A 17,470-nucleotide genomic window follows, 5' to 3' on the forward strand; every position below is an offset into this window, starting at 1 on the left:
ACCGGCCACTGTCATCCAAAGCTACGGCGTGCGCAGCGCGACGATCACGCTGACGCGGGCCGCGCCATGCGCCTTGAGCACGCCGGCGGCCTCGTGCAGGGTGGCGCCGGAGGTCATCACATCGTCCACCAGTGCCACGTGCAGGCCGTCCAGCCGCGCGGCGCGCGCCAGCCTGAAGGCGCCGCGCAGGTTCACCTGACGGGCGGCCAGGTCCAGCGCACTCTGGCTGCCGGTGTCGCGCTGGCGCTGCAGCAGCACCGGGTCGGCGCGCAGTCCCAGGTGGCGCGCCAGCGGCCGCGCGATTTCCCAGGCTTGGTTGAAGCCGCGCGCGGCCAGCCGCTGCGGCGACAGCGGGATCGGCGCCAGCAGGTCGGGCGCGGGCTGTCGGGCCCAGGCCCCCTGCAGTCCTGCGGCCAGCCTGGCCGCGAGCCAGCCCGCCAGCGGCAGGGCGTGGCCGAACTTGAGCGCCAGCACCAGCTGGTCCTGCGGCGAAGCGTAGTCGCCCAGCGTGTGGGCTTGGTCGTAGGCCGGGGGCGATGCCGCGCAGGCCGGGCAGTGGAAGTGGCGCCCCAGCGCCAGCGCGCAGGCGGGGCAGCGCCGCACCGGGCGCAGCAAGTCGGCGGCACAGGGCGCGCAGACCACCTGCCGCTGCACCGCGCCGCACAGCGCGCAGGCGCTCGGCAGCAGCAGTTCGCCGGCGCCGGCCAGCACCTTGCCGGCGGCGCCGGCAGCCAGCGCGGCGCGCGCGTATACTTGCCGTCCGGCCGCGGCCCATCGGGCGCGGCGGCCGCGTTCATCCGGCGTCCGGGCCTGATCCTGTATCTGTCCCCGCGCCGGTTCCTGGTTTTCTTGCTGCCCTGTCTGCCCGTGTCCCTGCATGCCGCTGATTCCCCCGATGCCTTCCTGCCGCCCGCGCGCCTGACCCGGCTAGCCTTCGACCGGCGCAGCCGCGGCTTCGGCCAGCTGGACTTCCTGCTGGGCGAGATCGGCCGCCGCATGCAGGAGCGCATGGAAGTGATCCGCCTGGCGCCGCAGCGCGCGCTGGATATCGGCTGCGGCCACGGCCAGGGCCTGGCCGGGCTGCGCGCGCGCTTCCCGGATGCGCAGATCGCCGGGCTGGACATCTCCGGCGCGATGCTGGCCGAGGCCGGCCAGCGCGACCCGCAGCGCCGGCCCGGCTGGATCGGCCGCATGCTGGGCAAGCGGCCGCTCTTTGACCTGGTCCAGGGCGATCTTGCCACACTGCCTTTTGCGCCCGCGAGCTTCGACCTGCTGTGGTCCAACCTGGCGCTGCACTGGCATCCGGAGCCGCACCGCGTGTTTCCGGAGTGGCACCGCGTGGCGCGGGACGAAGGTCTGGTGCTGTTCTCGCTGTTCGGCCCGGATACCCTGAAGGAGCTGCGCGCGGCCTTTGCCGAAGTCGACCAGGCACCCCATACGTTGCGCTTTGTCGACATGCACGATATCGGCGACATGCTGGTGCACAGCGGCTGGTCCACCCCGGTGATGGACATGGAGGCGCTGACCGTGACCTACGAGTCCCCCGCCACGCTGCTGCGCGAGGTGCAGGCCTTCGGCGGCCTGCGCGGGCCGGCCGGGGCGCTGCCGCAGGGCCTGCGCGGCCGCGGCTGGTACCAGGCGCTGGCGCAGGCGCTGGAGCGCCGGCGCAACGCCGACGGCGTGATCCCGCTGACCTTCGAGATCGTCTACGGCCACGCCTGGAAGCTGGCCCCGCGTGGCGGCCAGGCGCTCGACGACCAGGGCCGCGCGGTGGTGCCGCTGGACCAGATCGGCCGTGCAAGGCCGCGTCGGACAAGTTAAAACAGAGTTAACTTGCGCCGGTGCGGGATTGCCGCAAACATAGCGCCGACGCGGCGGGCAGGGCGATGGCGGGGCCCTTCCCTATGCACAGAATCAAGCGGCGCGCAAGCCGTCCGGTCAAGGCGCGCCCTTGTCCGTGTATGGGAAGCGCCCTATAATGCGCCAGTTTGTCGCAGTGGTCCCCTGGCACAAGAACGTCCTGGTTTTGCACTTGCACTGTGCGGCCCGGACGCCATCGTCCCGGGTGTGCATCCGATGCAGAGTGGTTGGCGATGCAAGACTTGGGTATCGCATTCCAGACGGCAGGTGGTGACTCCGGCGGAAATCTCGACGGACCTCCCCCCGCGCCCCACGACTGGCTGATGAAGCGGAATTGCTCGCTGAGTCCACGCCAGGTCGGCTGGTTTTACCTCTCGATCCTCACGGTTTCGCTTGCCATCGCGTTGTTTTTCGCGTGGCAAGGGTCCTGGCTCGTGCTGCCGTTTGCCAGCATCGAGCTGATCGGGCTGGGGATCGCGCTGCTGGTGTATGCGCGCCATGCGACAGACTATGAGCGCGTCAGCATTACCGACGGCATGCTGGTCGTGGAGACAGCCAGCGGCACAAAGGTGACGCGCCAGGAATTCAACCCGCGCTGGGTGCGGGTCGAACTGGGTGAATCGTTCCGCGCGCTGGTGACGCTGCGCTCGGGCGGACGTGAGGTACAGGTGGGGTGTTACGTGGACCCGTACCGGCGACGCAAGTTCGCGCAGGAGCTCGCAGCGGCCTTGCGCCGCCTCTGAGAGGCGGCGGTGGCGGCGGCGGGGACAGATTTGAATCTGTAAATTGGGTAGATAACAAATGAAAATGTGGAAGAAGGCATCCGCAGTTTGTCTGGCCGGCGCGTCCCTGCTTGCCAGCCAGGCGGCGTCCGCGGTCAGCGACATGCCGGGCGGCCCCGCCGTGCGCCAGCTCAACCTGACCGAGCCGGTAACCAAGATCGCCGAACAGATTCACTGGCTGAACTGGATGATGTTGATCATGTGCACGGTGATCTTCATCGCGGTATTCAGCGTGATGTTTTATTCCGTCTTCAAGCACCGCAAGGCCAAAGGTGCCAAGCCGGCTGCCTTCCACGAGAGCATCACGGTCGAAGTGATCTGGACCATCGTCCCGTTCATTATCGTGATTGCGATGGCCCTGCCGGCGACCAAGACCGTGGTGGCGATGAAGGACACCACCAACTCCGACATCACCATCAAGGCCACCGGCTACCAGTGGAAGTGGGGCTATGACTACCTGAAGGGCGAAGGCGAAGGCATCTCCTTCGTGTCGACCCTGACCACCCCGCGCGAGCAGATCAACAACGAGCAGCCCAAGTCGAACACCTACCTGATGGAGGTGGACAACGAGCTGGTCGTGCCGGTCAACAAGAAGATCCGCATCGTCACCACCGCCAACGACGTGATCCACGCCTGGATGATCCCGGCCTTCGGCGTCAAGCAGGATGCGATCCCCGGCTTCGTGCGCGACACCTGGTTCAAGGCCGAGAAGATCGGCGTGTACCGCGGCCAGTGCGCCGAGCTGTGCGGCAAGGAACACGCCTTCATGCCGATCGTGGTACGCGTGGTTTCGGACGCCGACTACACCAAGTGGGTCGACGGCAAGAAGAAGGAGCTGGCGGCCAAGGCCGACGATCCCAACAAGACCTGGACGCTGGACGAGTCGAAGGTGCGTGGCGAGAAGGTCTACGCCGCCAACTGCGCGGTCTGCCACCAGCCCAACGGCAAGGGCGGCGGCGCCTTCCCGGCGCTGGACGGCTCCAAGCTGGTCAATGGCCCCAAGGCCGGCCAGATGCACATCATGATGGAAGGCAAGGGTGCCATGCCGTCGTGGAAGCAGCTCTCGGACACCGAGCTGGCCGCGGTCATGACCTATACGCGCAACGCCTGGAGCAACAAGACGGGTGAAGTGGTCCAGCCGAGCGACTTCGTGGGTGCCCGTGCGGGCAAGTTCCCCGAGGGCGGCGGCGCGGCAGGCGGCGCGGCGCCGAAGGCCGAAGCCAAGCCGGCCGACAAGGCTGACAAGCAGGCCAGCCTCGCGGGCAACCGCGTCGCGGGCTGACCCGCTGAAGACAGAACAGGATTAGAGGAGCATTTGCGATGAGTACTGCTACCCCGGACGCGCTCGCCCATCCGCACGATCATGCGCATGACGACCACGCGCACGACCACCCGCATGGCTGGCGCCGCTGGCTGTTCGCGACCAACCACAAGGACATCGGTACGCTGTACCTGCTGTTCTCGTTCATCATGCTGCTGTCGGGCGGCTTGCTGGCACTGCTGATCCGCCTGGAGCTGTTCGAGCCGGGCCTGCAGTTCTTCCGCCCCGAGCTGTTCAACCAGTTCACCACCATGCACGGCCTGGTGATGGTGTTCGGCGCGATCATGCCGGCCTTCGTCGGCTTCGCCAACTGGATGATCCCGCTGCAGATCGGCGCGTCCGACATGGCGTTCGCGCGCATGAACAACTTCAGCTTCTGGCTGATGCCGCCGGCCGCGCTGCTGCTGGCCGGTTCGTTCCTGGTCCCGGGCGGCGCCACCGCCGCCGGCTGGACCCTGTACGCGCCGCTGTCGGTGCAGATGGGCCCGGGCATGGACATGGCCATCTTCGCGATGCACATCATGGGTGCGTCGTCGATCATGGGCTCGATCAACATCATCGTGACCATCCTCAACATGCGCGCCCCGGGCATGACGCTGATGAAGATGCCGATGTTCTGCTGGACCTGGCTGATCACCGCCTACCTGCTGATCGCCGTGATGCCCGTGCTGGCCGGCGCCATTACCATGGTGCTGACCGACCGCCACTTCGGCACGAGCTTCTTCTCGGCCGCCGGCGGCGGCGACCCGGTGATGTACCAGCACATCTTCTGGTTCTTCGGCCACCCCGAGGTGTACATCATGATCCTGCCGGCGTTCGGGATCGTCTCGCAGGTGGTGCCGGCGTTTGCCCGCAAGCGCCTGTTCGGCTACAGCTCGATGGTGTACGCCACCGCCTCGATCGCCATCCTGTCGTTCATCGTGTGGGCCCACCACATGTTCACGACCGGCATGCCGGTGACCGGCCAGCTGTTCTTCATGTACGCGACCATGCTGATCGCGGTGCCCACCGCCGTGAAGATCTTCAACTGGATCGCCACCATGTGGCGCGGCTCGATGACCTTCGAGACCCCGATGCTGTTCTCGATCGGCTTCATCTTCGTGTTCACCATCGGCGGCTTTACCGGCCTGATGCCGGCCGTGGCCCCGATCGACATCCAGCTGCAGGACACCTATTTCATCGTGGCGCACTTCCACTATGTGCTGGTGGCCGGCTCGCTGTTCGCGCTGTTCGCGGGCTTCTACTACTGGGGTCCGAAGTGGAGCGGTTTCATGTACAACGAAACCCGCGGCCAGATCCACTTCTGGGGGTCGATCATCTTCTTCAACGTGACCTTCTTCCCGATGCACTTCCTGGGACTGGCCGGCATGCCGCGTCGCTATGCCGACTACCCGACCCAGTTCGCTGACTTCAATGCGATCGCGTCGATCGGTGCGCTGGGCTTCGGCCTGATGCAGGTGTACTTCTTCTTCTTCGTGGTGCTGCCGTCGTACCGCGGTGGCGAGAAGGCCGCCGACAAGCCCTGGGATGGCGCCGAGGGCCTGGAGTGGACCGTGCCGTCGCCGGCGCCGTTCCACACCTTTGAAGTTCCCCCGCAGGTCCGCTAAGGCGCGGCCAGCGTAATCAGGCAGCGGGAGGCGGCAGCGTCGCCTCCCGCGCCGGCAAGCAACAGAAGCAGCTATGCAGTCTCCAGACAAAAGCCCATCACGCCCGGACCAGAAGGCCGCCAACCGGCGCCTTGGCCTGATCCTGCTGTCGATCGTGGTGGTTTTCTTTCTGGGGTTCTTCGCCAAGATGATGTTTCTTGGCTGAGGCGGCAGGGTAGCGAGATGAGCATCGACCAGCAGGCTGGCAAAGAAGCGGATAAGCGGTTCAACCGCGGCATGATGCTGCGCCTGGTCGTGATCGTGGCCGTGATGTTCGGCTTCGGCTATGCGCTGGTGCCGCTGTACAAGAAGATCTGCGAGATCACCGGCATCAACGTGATCACCACGCGCGAGCTGCACGGCGCGGTGAAGAACACGCAGGTCGACAAGAGCCGCACCGTCACGGTGGAGTTCGACTCCAACGCGCGCGGGCCCTTCGCCTTCCGGCCGGTGAAGAACAGCATGGAAGTGCATCCGGGCGAGATGGCGACTATCGTCTACGAGGTGGCCAACGGGCAGCCGCGCGATATCTCGGCGCAGGCGATCCCGAGCTACGCGCCCAAGCAGGCGACCCAGTATTTCATGAAGCTGGAGTGCTTCTGCTTCAAGCAGCAGACGCTCAAGGCGAAAGAGGCGCGCGAGATGCCGGTGGTGTTCGTGATCGATCCCGCGCTGCCCAAGGATGTGAAGAATATTACGCTGTCGTACACCTTCTTCGAGGTGGGTGCGCCGGTGGCGCAGGCGCCCGAGGGCCAGCTGGCGCCGCAGCCGGCACCGGCCGGCAAGGGCATCTGAGGCGGCGCGGTGCATGCCGGGGCTGAGGAGGACGGGCGATGGATGAGATGAAGGACGCGGTCAAGCGCAAGATGTCGTTCGGGCAGACCATGCGCGCGGTGTTGTGGTCGTTCATCGGCCTGCGCAAAGGCGCCGAGCACGAGCGCGACATGGCCCGGCTGAACCCGGTGCATGTGGTGATCGCCGGCGTGATCGCGGCGGCCATCTTCATCGCGGTGCTGGTGCTCATCGTGCGCACCGTGGTGGGGCAGGCAGCGGGATAGCAGGGCAGGAAGGGTAGACAACAAAAGCAGTCGCAGAACAAAGCAACCGCGGCGGCGGGGCTGGCCCGGAGGAGGGGACGGCCCGCAGTGCCAAAGCGCGGATCACGAATACTGAATCAAAGACTCTGAGCTGGAGATAAAAGAATGAGTGCGAATCGCGCAAACGCTCCGTACTACTTCGTACCGGGCCCGTCGCGCCACCCGATCACGGCAAGCTTCGGCCTGCTGATGACGGGCGCGGGAGCCGCCGGTTGGGTAAACGGGCAGCCCTGGGCGCCGTACCTGTGCGGCTTCGGCCTGCTGTGGTTCCTGTTCGTGCTCAAGAGCTGGTTTGGCGACGCCATCAGCGAGTCCGAAGGTGGCATGTACGGCAAGAACATCGACCTGTCGTTCCGCTGGTCGATGGGCTGGTTCATCTTCTCGGAGGTGATGTTCTTCGCGGCCTTCTTCGGCGCGCTGTTCTATGCCCGCACCATCGCCATGCCCTGGCTGGGCGACCTGAACAACAAGATCCTGTGGCCCGACTTTGCCGCGGTGTGGCCCAACACCGGCCCGGCCGGCGTGGTGGAAAATTTCCAGACCATGGGTCCGTGGCCGATCCCGACCATCAACACCGCGCTGCTGCTGATGTCCGGCCTGACGCTGACCTGGGCGCACCACGCGCTGCTGGCCGGCAAGCGCAACCAGCTGATCCAGGGCCTGTCGCTGACCATCCTGCTGGGCGCGGTCTTCATGTGCTTCCAGGTGTACGAGTACATGCACGCCTACTCGGAACTGAACCTGAAGCTGACCTCGGGCATCTACGGCTCGACCTTCTTCCTGCTGACCGGCTTCCACGGCTTCCACGTGACCATGGGCGCGATCATGCTGGCCGTGGTGCTGGTCCGCGTGCTGAAGGGCCACTTCACGCCTGACCACCACTTTGCATTCGAAGGCGCTGCCTGGTACTGGCACTTTGTTGACGTGGTGTGGCTGTTCCTCTACGTCGTGGTGTACTGGCTGTAAATCCGGCTGCCGTACCCGCCGGCGCGTCTCCCGGAGGCCGCCGGCGCCAACGCAAAAGAGAAACGCCGCAGGAGGTGGTCCAGCCTGCGGCGTTTGTCTTTTGCGAGCCTGGTGCCCGCTTGCTGGCGTTCAGGGCGCCATGCGGATGCCCGTGCTGTGGATCCAGCCCATCCAGTTCGCGAACAGGATGAACAGGAACAGCGCCACCGAGAAGCCGACGCGCAGCATCAGCGAGCGCATCATGTTGGGGGTCGTGCCGCGGTCGCGCATCATGAAGAACAGGGCGGAGGCCAGGCTGGCGATGATCAGGATGAAGGCAACGATGATGACAAAGCGCATGGCGGGGCAGGTCGGGGCCAGGAGCGACGGAAAAGCCCATTATCGCACCGGCCCGCGTAGCGGTCCCGCCTGGCGATGACGGTGCGCCGCTGGTTCAGCCCGCTGCCGCTGGCCGCTGCGCTGGTGGTGATCGCCGTGACCTGCGCGCTGGGCAACTGGCAGCTCAACCGCGCGCACGACAAGGAGGCGCGCGCGGCGCGGCTGCAGGCGCTGTCGGCGCAGCCGCCGGTGGTGCTGGGCACGGCCCCGCTGCCGCAGGTTGTGACCGACCGCACGGTCCGCGTGACCGGGCGCTTTGACACAGCCCGCACCGTATTGCTGGATAATCGCCCCCACGGCAATGGCAGCAGCCCCGGGGATAGCCGCGCCGGCTTCCTGGTGCTGACGCCGCTACGGATTTCAGCCGCCTCGCCGGCGCCCGCAGGTGCCGCCGGCGCCATGCAGGCGGTGCTGGTGCTGCGCGGCTGGTTGCCGCGCGACGCCCAGGACCGCACCCGGATTGCGCCGTTCCCCACGCCCGAGGGCGAGGTGACGATCGAAGGCACGGCACTGGCGGCCGTGCCGCGGGTCTATAGCCTGGGCCAGGACGCCGCCGGCAGCAAGATCCGCCAGAACCTGGACCTCGCTGCCTATGCGGCCGAAACCGGCCTGGCGCTGCACCCGCTGGTGCTGGAGCAGCGCAGCGACAGCGGCGATGGCCTGGCGCGCGACTGGGCCCCGGCCGACCTGGGCGCGGAGCGGCACTACGGCTATGCCTTCCAGTGGTTCGGGCTGGCCGCGCTGACGGTGGTGCTGGTGGTCGTGCTGGGCTGGCGCCGCGCGCGCCGGGTGGCAGCACCGTAACTCGAATGAACCGGGCGCATGCGCTCGCCGAAGACAAAGGACAGACGTACTCCATGGCACAGCAAGACTCCGCCCCGGCCACCGCGGCCTCGCCGCCGGATACCCGCATCGATGCGCGCACGCGCCGCGGCCGCCTGCAGATGCTGATGCTGTTGCTGGTGTGCGCGTCGCCGGTGATCGCCTCTTACTTCACCTATTACGTCATAAAGCCGCGTGGCGGCGCCACCAACTACGGCACGCTGGTCGACCCGCAGCGGCCGATGCCGCCGGTGCGCGTCACCGACGAGCAGGGCCGGGCCGTGCCGCTGGAGCAGTTCCGCGGCAAGTGGCTGCTGGTGACCACCGATCCGTCCGCCTGCGACGAGGCCTGCGCGAAGAAGCTCTTCACCATCCGCCAGATCCGCGCGGGGCAGGGCCAGGACCGCGAACGCATCGTGCCGGTGTGGCTGGTGACCGACGACGGCAAGATCGACGAGCGCCTGAACGCCGCCTACAACGAGCCCTACGCGGGTGTGCGCTTCCTGCGCATCGACCGCCAGGCCGCGCATCAGTGGCTGCCGGCCGAACCCGGCAAGCGCGCCGAGGACACCCTGTTCCTGGTCGACCCGCTGGGCAACCTGATGATGCGTTTCCCGCAGGACCCGGACCCCAAGAAGATGAGCGGCGACCTGAAGAAGCTGCTCAAGGTCTCGCGCATCGGCTAAAAGGGGACGGCATGCTGCTGCAACTGGCCATCATCGGCATCCTGATCGCGTTGTTCCCGCTGTCCTACGTGCTGGTGAAGGGGGACCGCAACAAGTACCGCAAGCTCGCCTGGATCACGGCGTTCCTGACGCTGGACCTGATCATGTTCGGCAGCTTCACGCGCCTGACCGACTCTGGCCTGGGCTGCCCCGACTGGCCCGGCTGCTACGGGCACTCCAACCCGCACGCCGCGATGGAGCCGATCCGCGCGGCCGAGACCGCGCTGCCCAGCGGCCCCGTGACGCTGGCCAAGGCGTGGATCGAGATGATCCACCGCTACTTCGCCATGGCGGTCGGGGTGCTGATCATCACGCTGATGGTGCTGGCGTGGGTCAAGCGGCGCGAGCTGAAGCAGTCGCCGTGGTTCGCCACCGGGGTGCTGCTGCTGGTGTGCGTGCAGGGTGCGTTCGGCGCTTTCACCGTGACCCTGAAGCTGCAGCCGATCATCGTGGTCACGCACCTGATGCTGGGCATGGCTCTGCTGGCCGTGCTGATCCAGCTGGGTTCGCGCAACGATCCACCGCACCCGGTCGCGGCGCAGGCCGCGCGGCTGCGCTGGCCGGTGCGCATCGGCCTGCTGCTGCTGGTGATCCAGATCTTCCTGGGGGGCTGGGTCAGCACCAACTACGCGGTGCTGGCCTGCACCGACTTCCCGCTGTGCAACGGCCAGCTGGTGCCCGAGATGGATTTCCGCCACGGCTTCACGCTGTGGCGCCAGCTTGGCATGACCGCCGACGGCGACTACATCCCGCACGCGGCGCTGGTGGCGATCCACTGGGTGCACCGCGGCTTTGCCTTTGTCGTGCTGGGCTACCTGGCGTGGCTTGGCCTGCGCGCGCGCAGGCTTGAAGGGCTCGCGCGCGCGGCCGGCTGGCTGCTGGCCACGCTGGTGCTGCAACTGGCCACCGGGATGTCCAATATCGTGTTCGACTGGCCGCTGGTGGCCGCGGTTGCGCATAACGGCGGCGCGGCGCTGCTCCTGCTGCTGCTGGTCCGCCTCCACTACAATACAGGGCTCGCAGGGCTCACCATGCGGGCCGCCGGCGCCCCCGCTGCCGTGCCGAACGCCGCCCGCGCCACATGAAAGACAAGACCCCTTCCGTGGTTACCGCTACCCACCCCCATTCGCTGGGCAAGTTGAGCCGGATACGGCACCTTGCCCGACAATATGCCGCCCTGACCAAGCCGCGCGTGACGCAGCTGGCCGTGTTCTGCGCCATCATCGGCATGTTCCTGGCCACGCCCGGCATGGTGCCGTGGCGCGTGCTGATCGGCGGCGCCGCCGGCATCTGGCTGCTGGCCGGTGCGGCCTTTGCCATCAATTGCCTGGTCGAGCAGAAGATCGATGCGCTGATGCGCCGCACCGCGTGGCGCCCGTCGGCCACCGGCGAGATCACCACGCCGCAGACCCTGGTGTTCTCCGCCATCCTGGGCGGCGCCGGCATGTGGCTGCTGCACGTCTACGCCAACGACCTGACGATGTGGCTGACCTTTGCCACCTTCCTCGGCTACGCGGTGGTCTACACCATCCTGCTCAAGCCGGCCACGCCGCAGAACATCGTGATCGGCGGGCTGTCGGGGGCGATGCCGCCGGCGCTGGGCTGGGCCGCGGTGGCGGGCGAGGTGCCGGCCGAGGCCTGGTTCCTGGTGCTGATCATCTTCACCTGGACCCCGCCGCACTTCTGGGCCCTGGCGCTGTACCGCCGCGCCGACTACGCCAAGTCCGGCCTGCCGATGCTGCCGGTCACGCACGGCGAGCGCTACACGCTGCTGCATATCCTGCTGTACACGCTGATCATGATCGCCGCGACGCTGCTGCCCTTTGTCTACGGCATGAGCGGCTATATCTACCTGGCGGCCGCGCTGGCGCTGGGCGCGGGTTTCCTGGCCTACGCCTGGAAGATGTACCGCAACTATTCAGACGAGCTGGCGCAGCGCACCTTCCGCTTCTCGATCCTGTACCTGTCGCTGCTGTTCGCCGCGCTGCTGGTCGACCACTACTTCAAGTTCGTGCCGCAGGTCTGACCTGTGGCCGACCGGCTGCGGCATCTTGTCGCGGCCGGCGCAGCGTGGCGGCACGATCGGCGATACTGCGTGATGTCGCCGCCCTCCGCTGCCGCTGTTTCCTCCCACCCCTGACCGGTCTCCGCCGCATGCCCCGCCTAAGCCCCGCCTCCGGCCTGTTCGCCGCCTTCCGCCGCTTTTCCCTGCTGGCCGCGCTTGCGCTGGCCGTGGCTGCCTGCGGGCAGCAGAAGGCCTCGTTCCGCAATGTCGACATCACCGGCGCGGCGGACTTCGGCAAGGACTTCTCGCTGACCGACCATCACGGCAAGGTGCGCACCATCGCCGACTTCAAGGGCAAGGCGGTGGTGATGTTCTTCGGCTACACCCACTGTCCCGACGTGTGCCCGACGACGATGGCCGAACTGAAGGCGGTGATGGAGAAACTGGGCCCCGACGCCGACCGCGTGCAGGTGCTGTTCGTCACGGTCGACCCGGAACGCGACACGCAGGCGCTGCTGGCCCAGTACGTGCCGGCCTTCGATGGGCGCTTCCTGGGGCTGCGCCCGGCCGACGAAGCCGCACTGCAGAAGTTGACCAAGGACTTCAAGGTGTTCTACGCCAAGGTGCCGGGCAGCTCCCCGACCAACTACACGGTTGACCACTCCGCGGGCAGCTATGTGTTCGACCCGGACGGCAAGCTGCGGCTGTTCATCCGCCACGGCCAGGGTCCGGATCCGATCGCGCACGACCTGAAACAGCTGCTGTCGTGACGTGAAAGGGAGGGAAGGGGTGCGGCATAAGGTCGCACTCACCCTCTCGCGGGCAACAAAAAGGCCGGTCCAGTGGACCGGCCTTTTGCATGGCTGGGGGTGCGGATCAGGCGAACGCCTGCAGCGCCCCCTTCATCTTCTTCATGGCCGCGGCCTCGATCTGGCGGATGCGCTCGGCCGAGACGCCGAACTCGTCAGCCAGCTCATGCAGCGTGGACCCGCCCGAGCCATCGTCCTCGACGTGCAGCCAGCGCGCCTCGATGATGCGGCGGCTGCGTTCGTCCAGCTTGCCCAGCGCTTCTTCCAGGCCCTCGACCTGCATGCGGTCGTGGCGCTTGGCTTCCAGCACGCGGGTGGGCTCGTTGTGGTTGTCCGCCAGGTAGGCGATGGGGGCGAATTCCTCTTCGCCGTCGTCGATCTGGCCTTCCAGCGCCAGGTCGCCGCCCGACAGGCGGGTCTCCATCTCCATCACTTCTTCGGGCTTGACGTTCAGCTCGCGCGCCACGGCCTCGACCTGCTCCGGCGTGAACGTGTGCGCGCCCTGCTTGTGGCTGCGCAGGTTGAAGAACAGCTTGCGCTGGGCCTTGGTGGTGGCCACCTTGACCATGCGCCAGTTCTTCAGCACGTATTCGTGGATCTCGGCCTTGATCCAGTGCATCGCGTACGACACCAGGCGCACGCCCTGGTCGGGGTCGAAGCGCTTGACCGCCTTCATCAGGCCGATATTGCCTTCCTGGATCAGGTCGGCGTGGGGCAGGCCATAGCCCAGGTACTGGCGGGCGATCGACACCACCAGACGCAGGTGGGACATCACCATCTGGCGGGCAGCATCAACGGAATCGTGGTCGCGGAGCTCGCGCGCCAGGCGCTGCTCTTCCTCCGCGGTCAACAGCGGAATCCGGTGGACAGCCTGGATATAGCTGTCGAGGTTGCCAACGGTGGCCGGGAAGGTCAGCGCGAAGCTGCCCGTGCTCCGGGGTGCCGTCGGCAGACGGTTATTCAGGGTTTGGTCGGCAGACAAGACTGCGTTCACTCAATGGCTCCTTTCGCATCCGGCGGTTCGGTTGCCGGGATGCCGCGCCTGTTGGGGCGGTGGCACTGCAACACATATTAGCACTCAGGCCGGGTGAGTGCTAATTGGAGCCCCGATGGTCGTGATAGTTCCTCTCGATTGCTCTTGCTGCTGGCATAGCTACTTGCCACTTCGAGCGGCGGGAACGATACCCACGGTTCGGCGCACTGGATGTTAGAGCGGTGCGGGGCATGGGGGTTCTGCCCGCTGCTGCAATGATTTGTTGCAGCAGCGGCTACACTCGACCAAGCTGCGGCGCGCTGGCATCCTTGCAAGCCTCTCTCATTCCACCGGAGGAGTTATGTCTGCTATCGAACACTTGCTCAAGCCGCATGTGCGCGACCTGGGCGATTTTACCGTGCGCCGGCTGTTGCCCGCCGCCGCCTCCCAGACTGTCGGGCCGTTTATCTTCTTCGACCATATGGGGCCGGTGCAACTGCCGCCGGGCGGCGGAGCCGACGTGCGCCCGCATCCACATATCGGACTGGCCACGGTCACTTATCTGTTCGAGGGCGAGATCATCCACCGAGACAGCCTGGGCAGCGACCAGGCGATCCGCCCGGGCGATGTCAACTGGATGACCGCCGGGCACGGCATCGTGCACTCGGAGCGCTCGCCCGAGCATGTGCGCCCCGCCGGGGCCCGCCTGCACGGCATCCAGACCTGGGTGGCACTGCCGCAGGAGCATGAGGGTGCCGAGCCGTCGTTTTTCCACCATCCAGCCGCCACGCTGCCACGGATCGAGCGGCCGGGCGTGCGCATGGTGGTGATTGCGGGCGATGCCTTTGGCCAGGTCTCTCCGGTCAAGATCTTCAGCCGCACCCTGTATGTGGCGATCGAGCTGGATGCGGGCGCGAGCGTGGAGATCCCGGCCGATCATGCCGAGCGGGGCATCTATCCGGTGGATGGCGCGGTGGCGCTCGACGGCGAGCCGCTGCCGGCCGAGCATATGGTGGTGCTCACGCCGGGCCAGCCCGCAACGCTGACGGCCACGACACCGTCGCGCGTAATGCTGCTGGGCGGTGACCCGACCGACGGGCACCGTTTTATCTACTGGAATTTCGTTGCCAGCAGCAAGGTGGCGATCGAGGCCGCCGCCCAGCGCTGGGAGGACGACCAGTTCCCGCACGTGCCGGGCGAGACCGAGCGCATCCCGCTGCCCCCGCGCAAGCCCTGACAGCGGTCCCGGGGCTGGCTCAGACCGGGCTGGCCCAGGTCACGCGGGTGCCTTGCCGCAGGCATTCGCGGATAGCCTCGACCTGGATCGCGATCGGCGCCGGCACCGGCGCCGCGCCGTCCAGCACGCGCCGGATCCAGGCCACGGTCTGGCCGGCGTCGCTGCCGGGCGGCAGTTCAGGCACTTCGGCCAGCGAACCCACGGCCGGATCGACCAGCGTCTGCTGGTGCCCCTCGTGCAGCCAGTCGATGCGGCTGGTGCGGCGCGCATCGGCCACCACTTCGCCCTCGGTGCCGCGTGCCAGCAGCACGTTGGCGGGTTCATGCGAGAAGTAGTCGGTCAGCGTCTCGCGGTATTCGGGGTGGGTGTAGCTGTACAGGCGCAACCCTTCCGCGGGCGAATGCTCGCCCACCGGCTGCAGCATCTTGGCCACCGTGTGCGCCGAATTGCGCAGGCCGATCACGGTGCGCCGCTCCAGCAGCTGCGACAGCCCGGGCGACAGCACATCCACCGGCAGCACCGCCAGCGGCCCGAGGTCGCTGCCCTCGCGCAGCCGTGCCGAGGCCTCGCCGGTAGTCGCGCACAAGGGCACGCCCAGCGCCTCGAACAGCGTCATGCTGGTCACGCGGCCATTGAACAGGCGCGTGCCGTGCACCAGCACGGGGACATCTTCGCGCGCCAGCAGCAGCGCCAGCAGCGGCACCAGGTTGGGTTGCTTGCGCGCGCCGTTGTAGCTGGGGATCACCACCACCTGCCGGTCAGGCGGCGCCGGCAGCGGCTGGCAGTGCGCATGGGCGGCTTCCAGCATGCCGGCCAGCTCGTGCGGGGCCTCGCCCTTGATGCGGTAGGCCATCAGGATGGCGCCAAGCTCCAGGTCCGAGACGCGCCCGGCCAGCATGGCGTCGAACAGGGCCTGCGCGTCTTCGCGCGGCAGCGCCCGCGCGCCGTTGACGCCGCGGCCGATCTCCTTGATATAGCGGGCAGCAGGGAAGGACGTGGCTGGCGTGGTCATGGCGGCGTGGGGGTAGTCTGTTCTGGGTTCATGATAGCGGAGCCAGGCCGCCGCGCCCATCGCCGCCTGTGCCACATAGGGCCGCCCACCCGCACGCGGCCGGCGGGCACTACGCGGCTTCCTGCAGCGCCGGGTTGCGCTGCTTGCGGTAGAGGAAGTCCAGCACCGCGGTGCGGCAGGCGTGGTAGCCCTTGTCGTCGGCCAGCGCGACGCGGTCGCGCGGACGCGGCAGCTCCACCTTCAGGATCTCGCCGATGGTCGCGGCCGGACCGTTGGTCATCATGACGATGCGGTCGGCCAGCAGCACGGCCTCGTCGACATCGTGGGTCACCATCACCACGGTGCTGCGGGTGCGCGCCACGATCTTGATCAGCTCGTCCTGCAGGTGCGCGCGCGTGAGCGCATCGAGCGCGCCGAAGGGCTCGTCCATCAGCAGCACCTTGGGCGCCATCGCCAGCGCGCGGGCAATGCCCACGCGCTGCTTCATGCCGCCGGAGATCTCATGCGGGTACTTGTTCTCGGCGTGCGTCAGGCCCACCAGCGCCAGCGTGTCGTGCGTGCGCGCCTTGAGCTGCGGCTTGCTCTCGCTGGCGGCGAAGACGCGCTCCACGCCCAGGTAGACGTTCTCGAAGCACGTCAGCCACGGCAGCAGCGAATGGTTCTGGAACACCACCGCGCGCTCCGGCCCCGGCCCGGCGATCTCGCGCCCGGCGCAGATCAGCGCGCCGGTGGTGGGCGTGGCCAGTCCCGCGACCAGGTTCAGCAGCGTGGACTTGCCACAGCCTGAATGGCCGATCAGCGTGATGAACTCGCCCTCGGCGATATGCAGGTTGATATCGCGCAGGGCGACGAACGGGCCCTTGCGGGTCTTGAAGGTCTGGCCGACGTTTTCGATGCTGACGAACTTGTCCATGGCGATTCTCCCCGCGTGTCAGTTGGTGCCGTAGCTGAAGCGCCGGGCCAGCGCCAGCAGCGCGTGCTCCAGCAGCAGCCCGATGATGCCGATCACGAAGATCGCGATCACGATGTGCTCGACCTTCAGGTTGTTCCATTCGTCCCACAGCCAGAAGCCGATGCCGGTGCCGCCGGTCAGCATCTCGGCCGCGACGATCACCAGCCACGCGGTGCCGATCGACAGCCGCACGCCGGTCAACATGTAGGGCAGCACCGCGGGGAACAGCACCCGCGTGAACACCTTCCATTCCGACAGGTCCAGCACGCGCGCCACGTTCAGGTAGTCCTGCGGCACGCGCGTGACGCCGACCGCGGTGTTGATCACCATCGGCCAGATCGAGCAGATGAAGATCGCCCAGATCGCGGCCGGGTTGGCGGCCTTGAACAGCAGCAGGCCGATCGGCAGCCACGCCAGCGGCGAGACCGGCCGCAGCAGGCTGATCACCGGCGCGGTCATCGCGTTCAGGAAGGCGAAGCGCCCGATCAGGAAGCCGGCCGGGATGCCGACCAGCGCGGCCAGGCCGAAGCCCGCCGCGACGCGCGCCAGCGATGCCAGCACGTTCCAGCCGATGCCCTGGTCATTGGGCCCGTTGCGGTAGAACGGGTCGGCAAACAGCGGCACCGCGGCGTTCCATGTGGCCTGCGGCGTGGGGATGGCCGGGATCATCGTGGCGATGCCGTGCCAGGCCAGCACGAACAGGGCAAAGCCCAGTGCCGGCGGCACGGCCTTGAGCACCAGCGCGGCGACCGCCTCGCGGCGTTGCGAGCGCCGTGCCTGCGCGGCGATTTCCTGCTCGCGCCGGCGCGCCCGCTCCTTGGTGTCGGGGTCGGCGCTGGCGGCTACGGTTGCACCATCAGGCGTGGGGTGGGCTATGGCATTCAC

The 17,470-nt window shown here is 67.5% G+C and carries 20 protein-coding genes; 14 read left to right on the forward strand and 6 right to left on the reverse strand.

Features of this window, described 5'->3' with window-relative positions; translation table 11 throughout:
- Window positions 1-21 precede the first annotated feature (21 nt).
- Complete coding sequence (locus AC3WLF_RS07600) at window positions 22-879, reverse strand: ComF family protein (protein WP_492358011.1); 858 nt, start codon at window positions 877-879, stop codon at window positions 22-24.
- Between AC3WLF_RS07600 and AC3WLF_RS07605 the strand changes: the two genes are divergently transcribed.
- The 8 genes from AC3WLF_RS07605 (at window position 868) to AC3WLF_RS07640 (ending at window position 7,672) form a co-directional block, all read left to right on the forward strand.
- Window positions 868-1,821, forward strand: a complete 954-nt coding sequence (locus tag AC3WLF_RS07605) for a methyltransferase domain-containing protein (RefSeq protein ID WP_492318932.1) — start codon at window positions 868-870, stop codon at window positions 1,819-1,821. The genes AC3WLF_RS07600 and AC3WLF_RS07605 overlap by 12 nt on opposite strands.
- A gap of 272 nt (window positions 1,822-2,093) precedes the next feature.
- Window positions 2,094-2,603 (forward strand): DUF2244 domain-containing protein, encoded by a 510-nt coding sequence (locus AC3WLF_RS07610; protein ID WP_492319069.1) that lies wholly within the window; start codon window positions 2,094-2,096, stop codon window positions 2,601-2,603.
- A gap of 58 nt (window positions 2,604-2,661) precedes the next feature.
- The gene (gene coxB / locus AC3WLF_RS07615; protein ID WP_492318933.1) at window positions 2,662-3,924 is read left to right on the forward strand and encodes a cytochrome c oxidase subunit II; all 1,263 of its coding nucleotides are present in this window, start codon (window positions 2,662-2,664) and stop codon (window positions 3,922-3,924) included.
- A 38-nt stretch (window positions 3,925-3,962) separates the two neighbouring features.
- A complete protein-coding gene (gene ctaD / locus AC3WLF_RS07620; RefSeq protein ID WP_010814820.1) occupies window positions 3,963-5,570 on the forward strand; it encodes a cytochrome c oxidase subunit I in 1,608 nt (535 codons plus the stop codon).
- Between the two features lie 73 nt (window positions 5,571-5,643).
- Complete coding sequence (locus AC3WLF_RS07625; RefSeq protein WP_010814819.1) at window positions 5,644-5,775, forward strand: cytochrome oxidase small assembly protein; 132 nt, start codon at window positions 5,644-5,646, stop codon at window positions 5,773-5,775.
- A gap of 17 nt (window positions 5,776-5,792) precedes the next feature.
- Entirely contained in the window at window positions 5,793-6,404 is a 612-nt protein-coding gene (locus AC3WLF_RS07630) for a cytochrome c oxidase assembly protein (RefSeq protein ID WP_492318934.1), read from the forward strand.
- Between the two features lie 38 nt (window positions 6,405-6,442).
- Complete coding sequence (locus AC3WLF_RS07635) at window positions 6,443-6,667, forward strand: DUF2970 domain-containing protein (RefSeq protein WP_010814817.1); 225 nt, start codon at window positions 6,443-6,445, stop codon at window positions 6,665-6,667.
- 144 nt (window positions 6,668-6,811) lie between these two features.
- Window positions 6,812-7,672: a cytochrome c oxidase subunit 3 gene (locus AC3WLF_RS07640; RefSeq protein WP_492318935.1), complete on the forward strand. Its 861-nt coding sequence runs from the start codon at window positions 6,812-6,814 to the stop codon at window positions 7,670-7,672.
- A gap of 129 nt (window positions 7,673-7,801) precedes the next feature.
- Here the strand turns inward: AC3WLF_RS07640 and AC3WLF_RS07645 are convergent, their stop codons facing one another.
- The gene (locus AC3WLF_RS07645) at window positions 7,802-8,011 is read right to left on the reverse strand and encodes a twin transmembrane helix small protein (RefSeq protein ID WP_492318936.1); all 210 of its coding nucleotides are present in this window, start codon (window positions 8,009-8,011) and stop codon (window positions 7,802-7,804) included.
- Between the two features lie 75 nt (window positions 8,012-8,086).
- Between AC3WLF_RS07645 and AC3WLF_RS07650 the strand changes: the two genes are divergently transcribed.
- The 5 genes from AC3WLF_RS07650 (at window position 8,087) to AC3WLF_RS07670 (ending at window position 12,372) form a co-directional block, all read left to right on the forward strand.
- Window positions 8,087-8,854 carry an SURF1 family protein gene (locus tag AC3WLF_RS07650; protein ID WP_492318937.1) on the forward strand — a complete coding sequence of 256 codons (768 nt, stop codon included), beginning with the start codon at window positions 8,087-8,089 and terminating at the stop codon, window positions 8,852-8,854.
- A gap of 53 nt (window positions 8,855-8,907) precedes the next feature.
- Window positions 8,908-9,558 carry an SCO family protein gene (locus AC3WLF_RS07655; protein ID WP_492318938.1) on the forward strand — a complete coding sequence of 217 codons (651 nt, stop codon included), beginning with the start codon at window positions 8,908-8,910 and terminating at the stop codon, window positions 9,556-9,558.
- A gap of 11 nt (window positions 9,559-9,569) precedes the next feature.
- Entirely contained in the window at window positions 9,570-10,682 is a 1,113-nt protein-coding gene (locus AC3WLF_RS07660; protein WP_492318939.1) for a COX15/CtaA family protein, read from the forward strand.
- Window positions 10,679-11,623 carry a heme o synthase gene (gene cyoE / locus AC3WLF_RS07665; protein ID WP_013955446.1) on the forward strand — a complete coding sequence of 315 codons (945 nt, stop codon included), beginning with the start codon at window positions 10,679-10,681 and terminating at the stop codon, window positions 11,621-11,623. The genes AC3WLF_RS07660 and cyoE overlap by 4 nt, the downstream gene beginning before the upstream one ends.
- Before the next feature lie 128 nt (window positions 11,624-11,751).
- The gene (locus AC3WLF_RS07670; RefSeq protein WP_492318941.1) at window positions 11,752-12,372 is read left to right on the forward strand and encodes an SCO family protein; all 621 of its coding nucleotides are present in this window, start codon (window positions 11,752-11,754) and stop codon (window positions 12,370-12,372) included.
- 106 nt (window positions 12,373-12,478) lie between these two features.
- Here AC3WLF_RS07670 and rpoH read toward each other — a convergent pair whose 3' ends face one another.
- On the reverse strand, window positions 12,479-13,405 hold the full coding sequence (gene rpoH, locus AC3WLF_RS07675; protein WP_011614472.1) for an RNA polymerase sigma factor RpoH: 927 nt from the start codon (window positions 13,403-13,405) through the stop codon (window positions 12,479-12,481).
- Window positions 13,406-13,745: 340 nt separating this feature from the next.
- Between rpoH and AC3WLF_RS07680 the strand changes: the two genes are divergently transcribed.
- Window positions 13,746-14,621, forward strand: a complete 876-nt coding sequence (locus AC3WLF_RS07680) for a pirin family protein (RefSeq protein WP_492358012.1) — start codon at window positions 13,746-13,748, stop codon at window positions 14,619-14,621.
- A 19-nt stretch (window positions 14,622-14,640) separates the two neighbouring features.
- On the opposite strand, the gene ybiB is transcribed toward AC3WLF_RS07680, so the two are convergent.
- The 3 genes from ybiB to ntrB form a co-directional block, all read right to left on the reverse strand.
- Window positions 14,641-15,633: a DNA-binding protein YbiB gene (ybiB, locus tag AC3WLF_RS07685; RefSeq protein ID WP_492318943.1), complete on the reverse strand. Its 993-nt coding sequence runs from the start codon at window positions 15,631-15,633 to the stop codon at window positions 14,641-14,643.
- 109 nt (window positions 15,634-15,742) lie between these two features.
- A complete protein-coding gene (locus AC3WLF_RS07690) occupies window positions 15,743-16,546 on the reverse strand; it encodes an ABC transporter ATP-binding protein (protein ID WP_492318944.1) in 804 nt (267 codons plus the stop codon).
- 18 nt (window positions 16,547-16,564) lie between these two features.
- Complete coding sequence (gene ntrB, locus AC3WLF_RS07695; protein WP_492318945.1) at window positions 16,565-17,470, reverse strand: nitrate ABC transporter permease; 906 nt, start codon at window positions 17,468-17,470, stop codon at window positions 16,565-16,567.

This window comes from Cupriavidus sp. FW306-01-F10A (genome assembly GCF_058782785.1).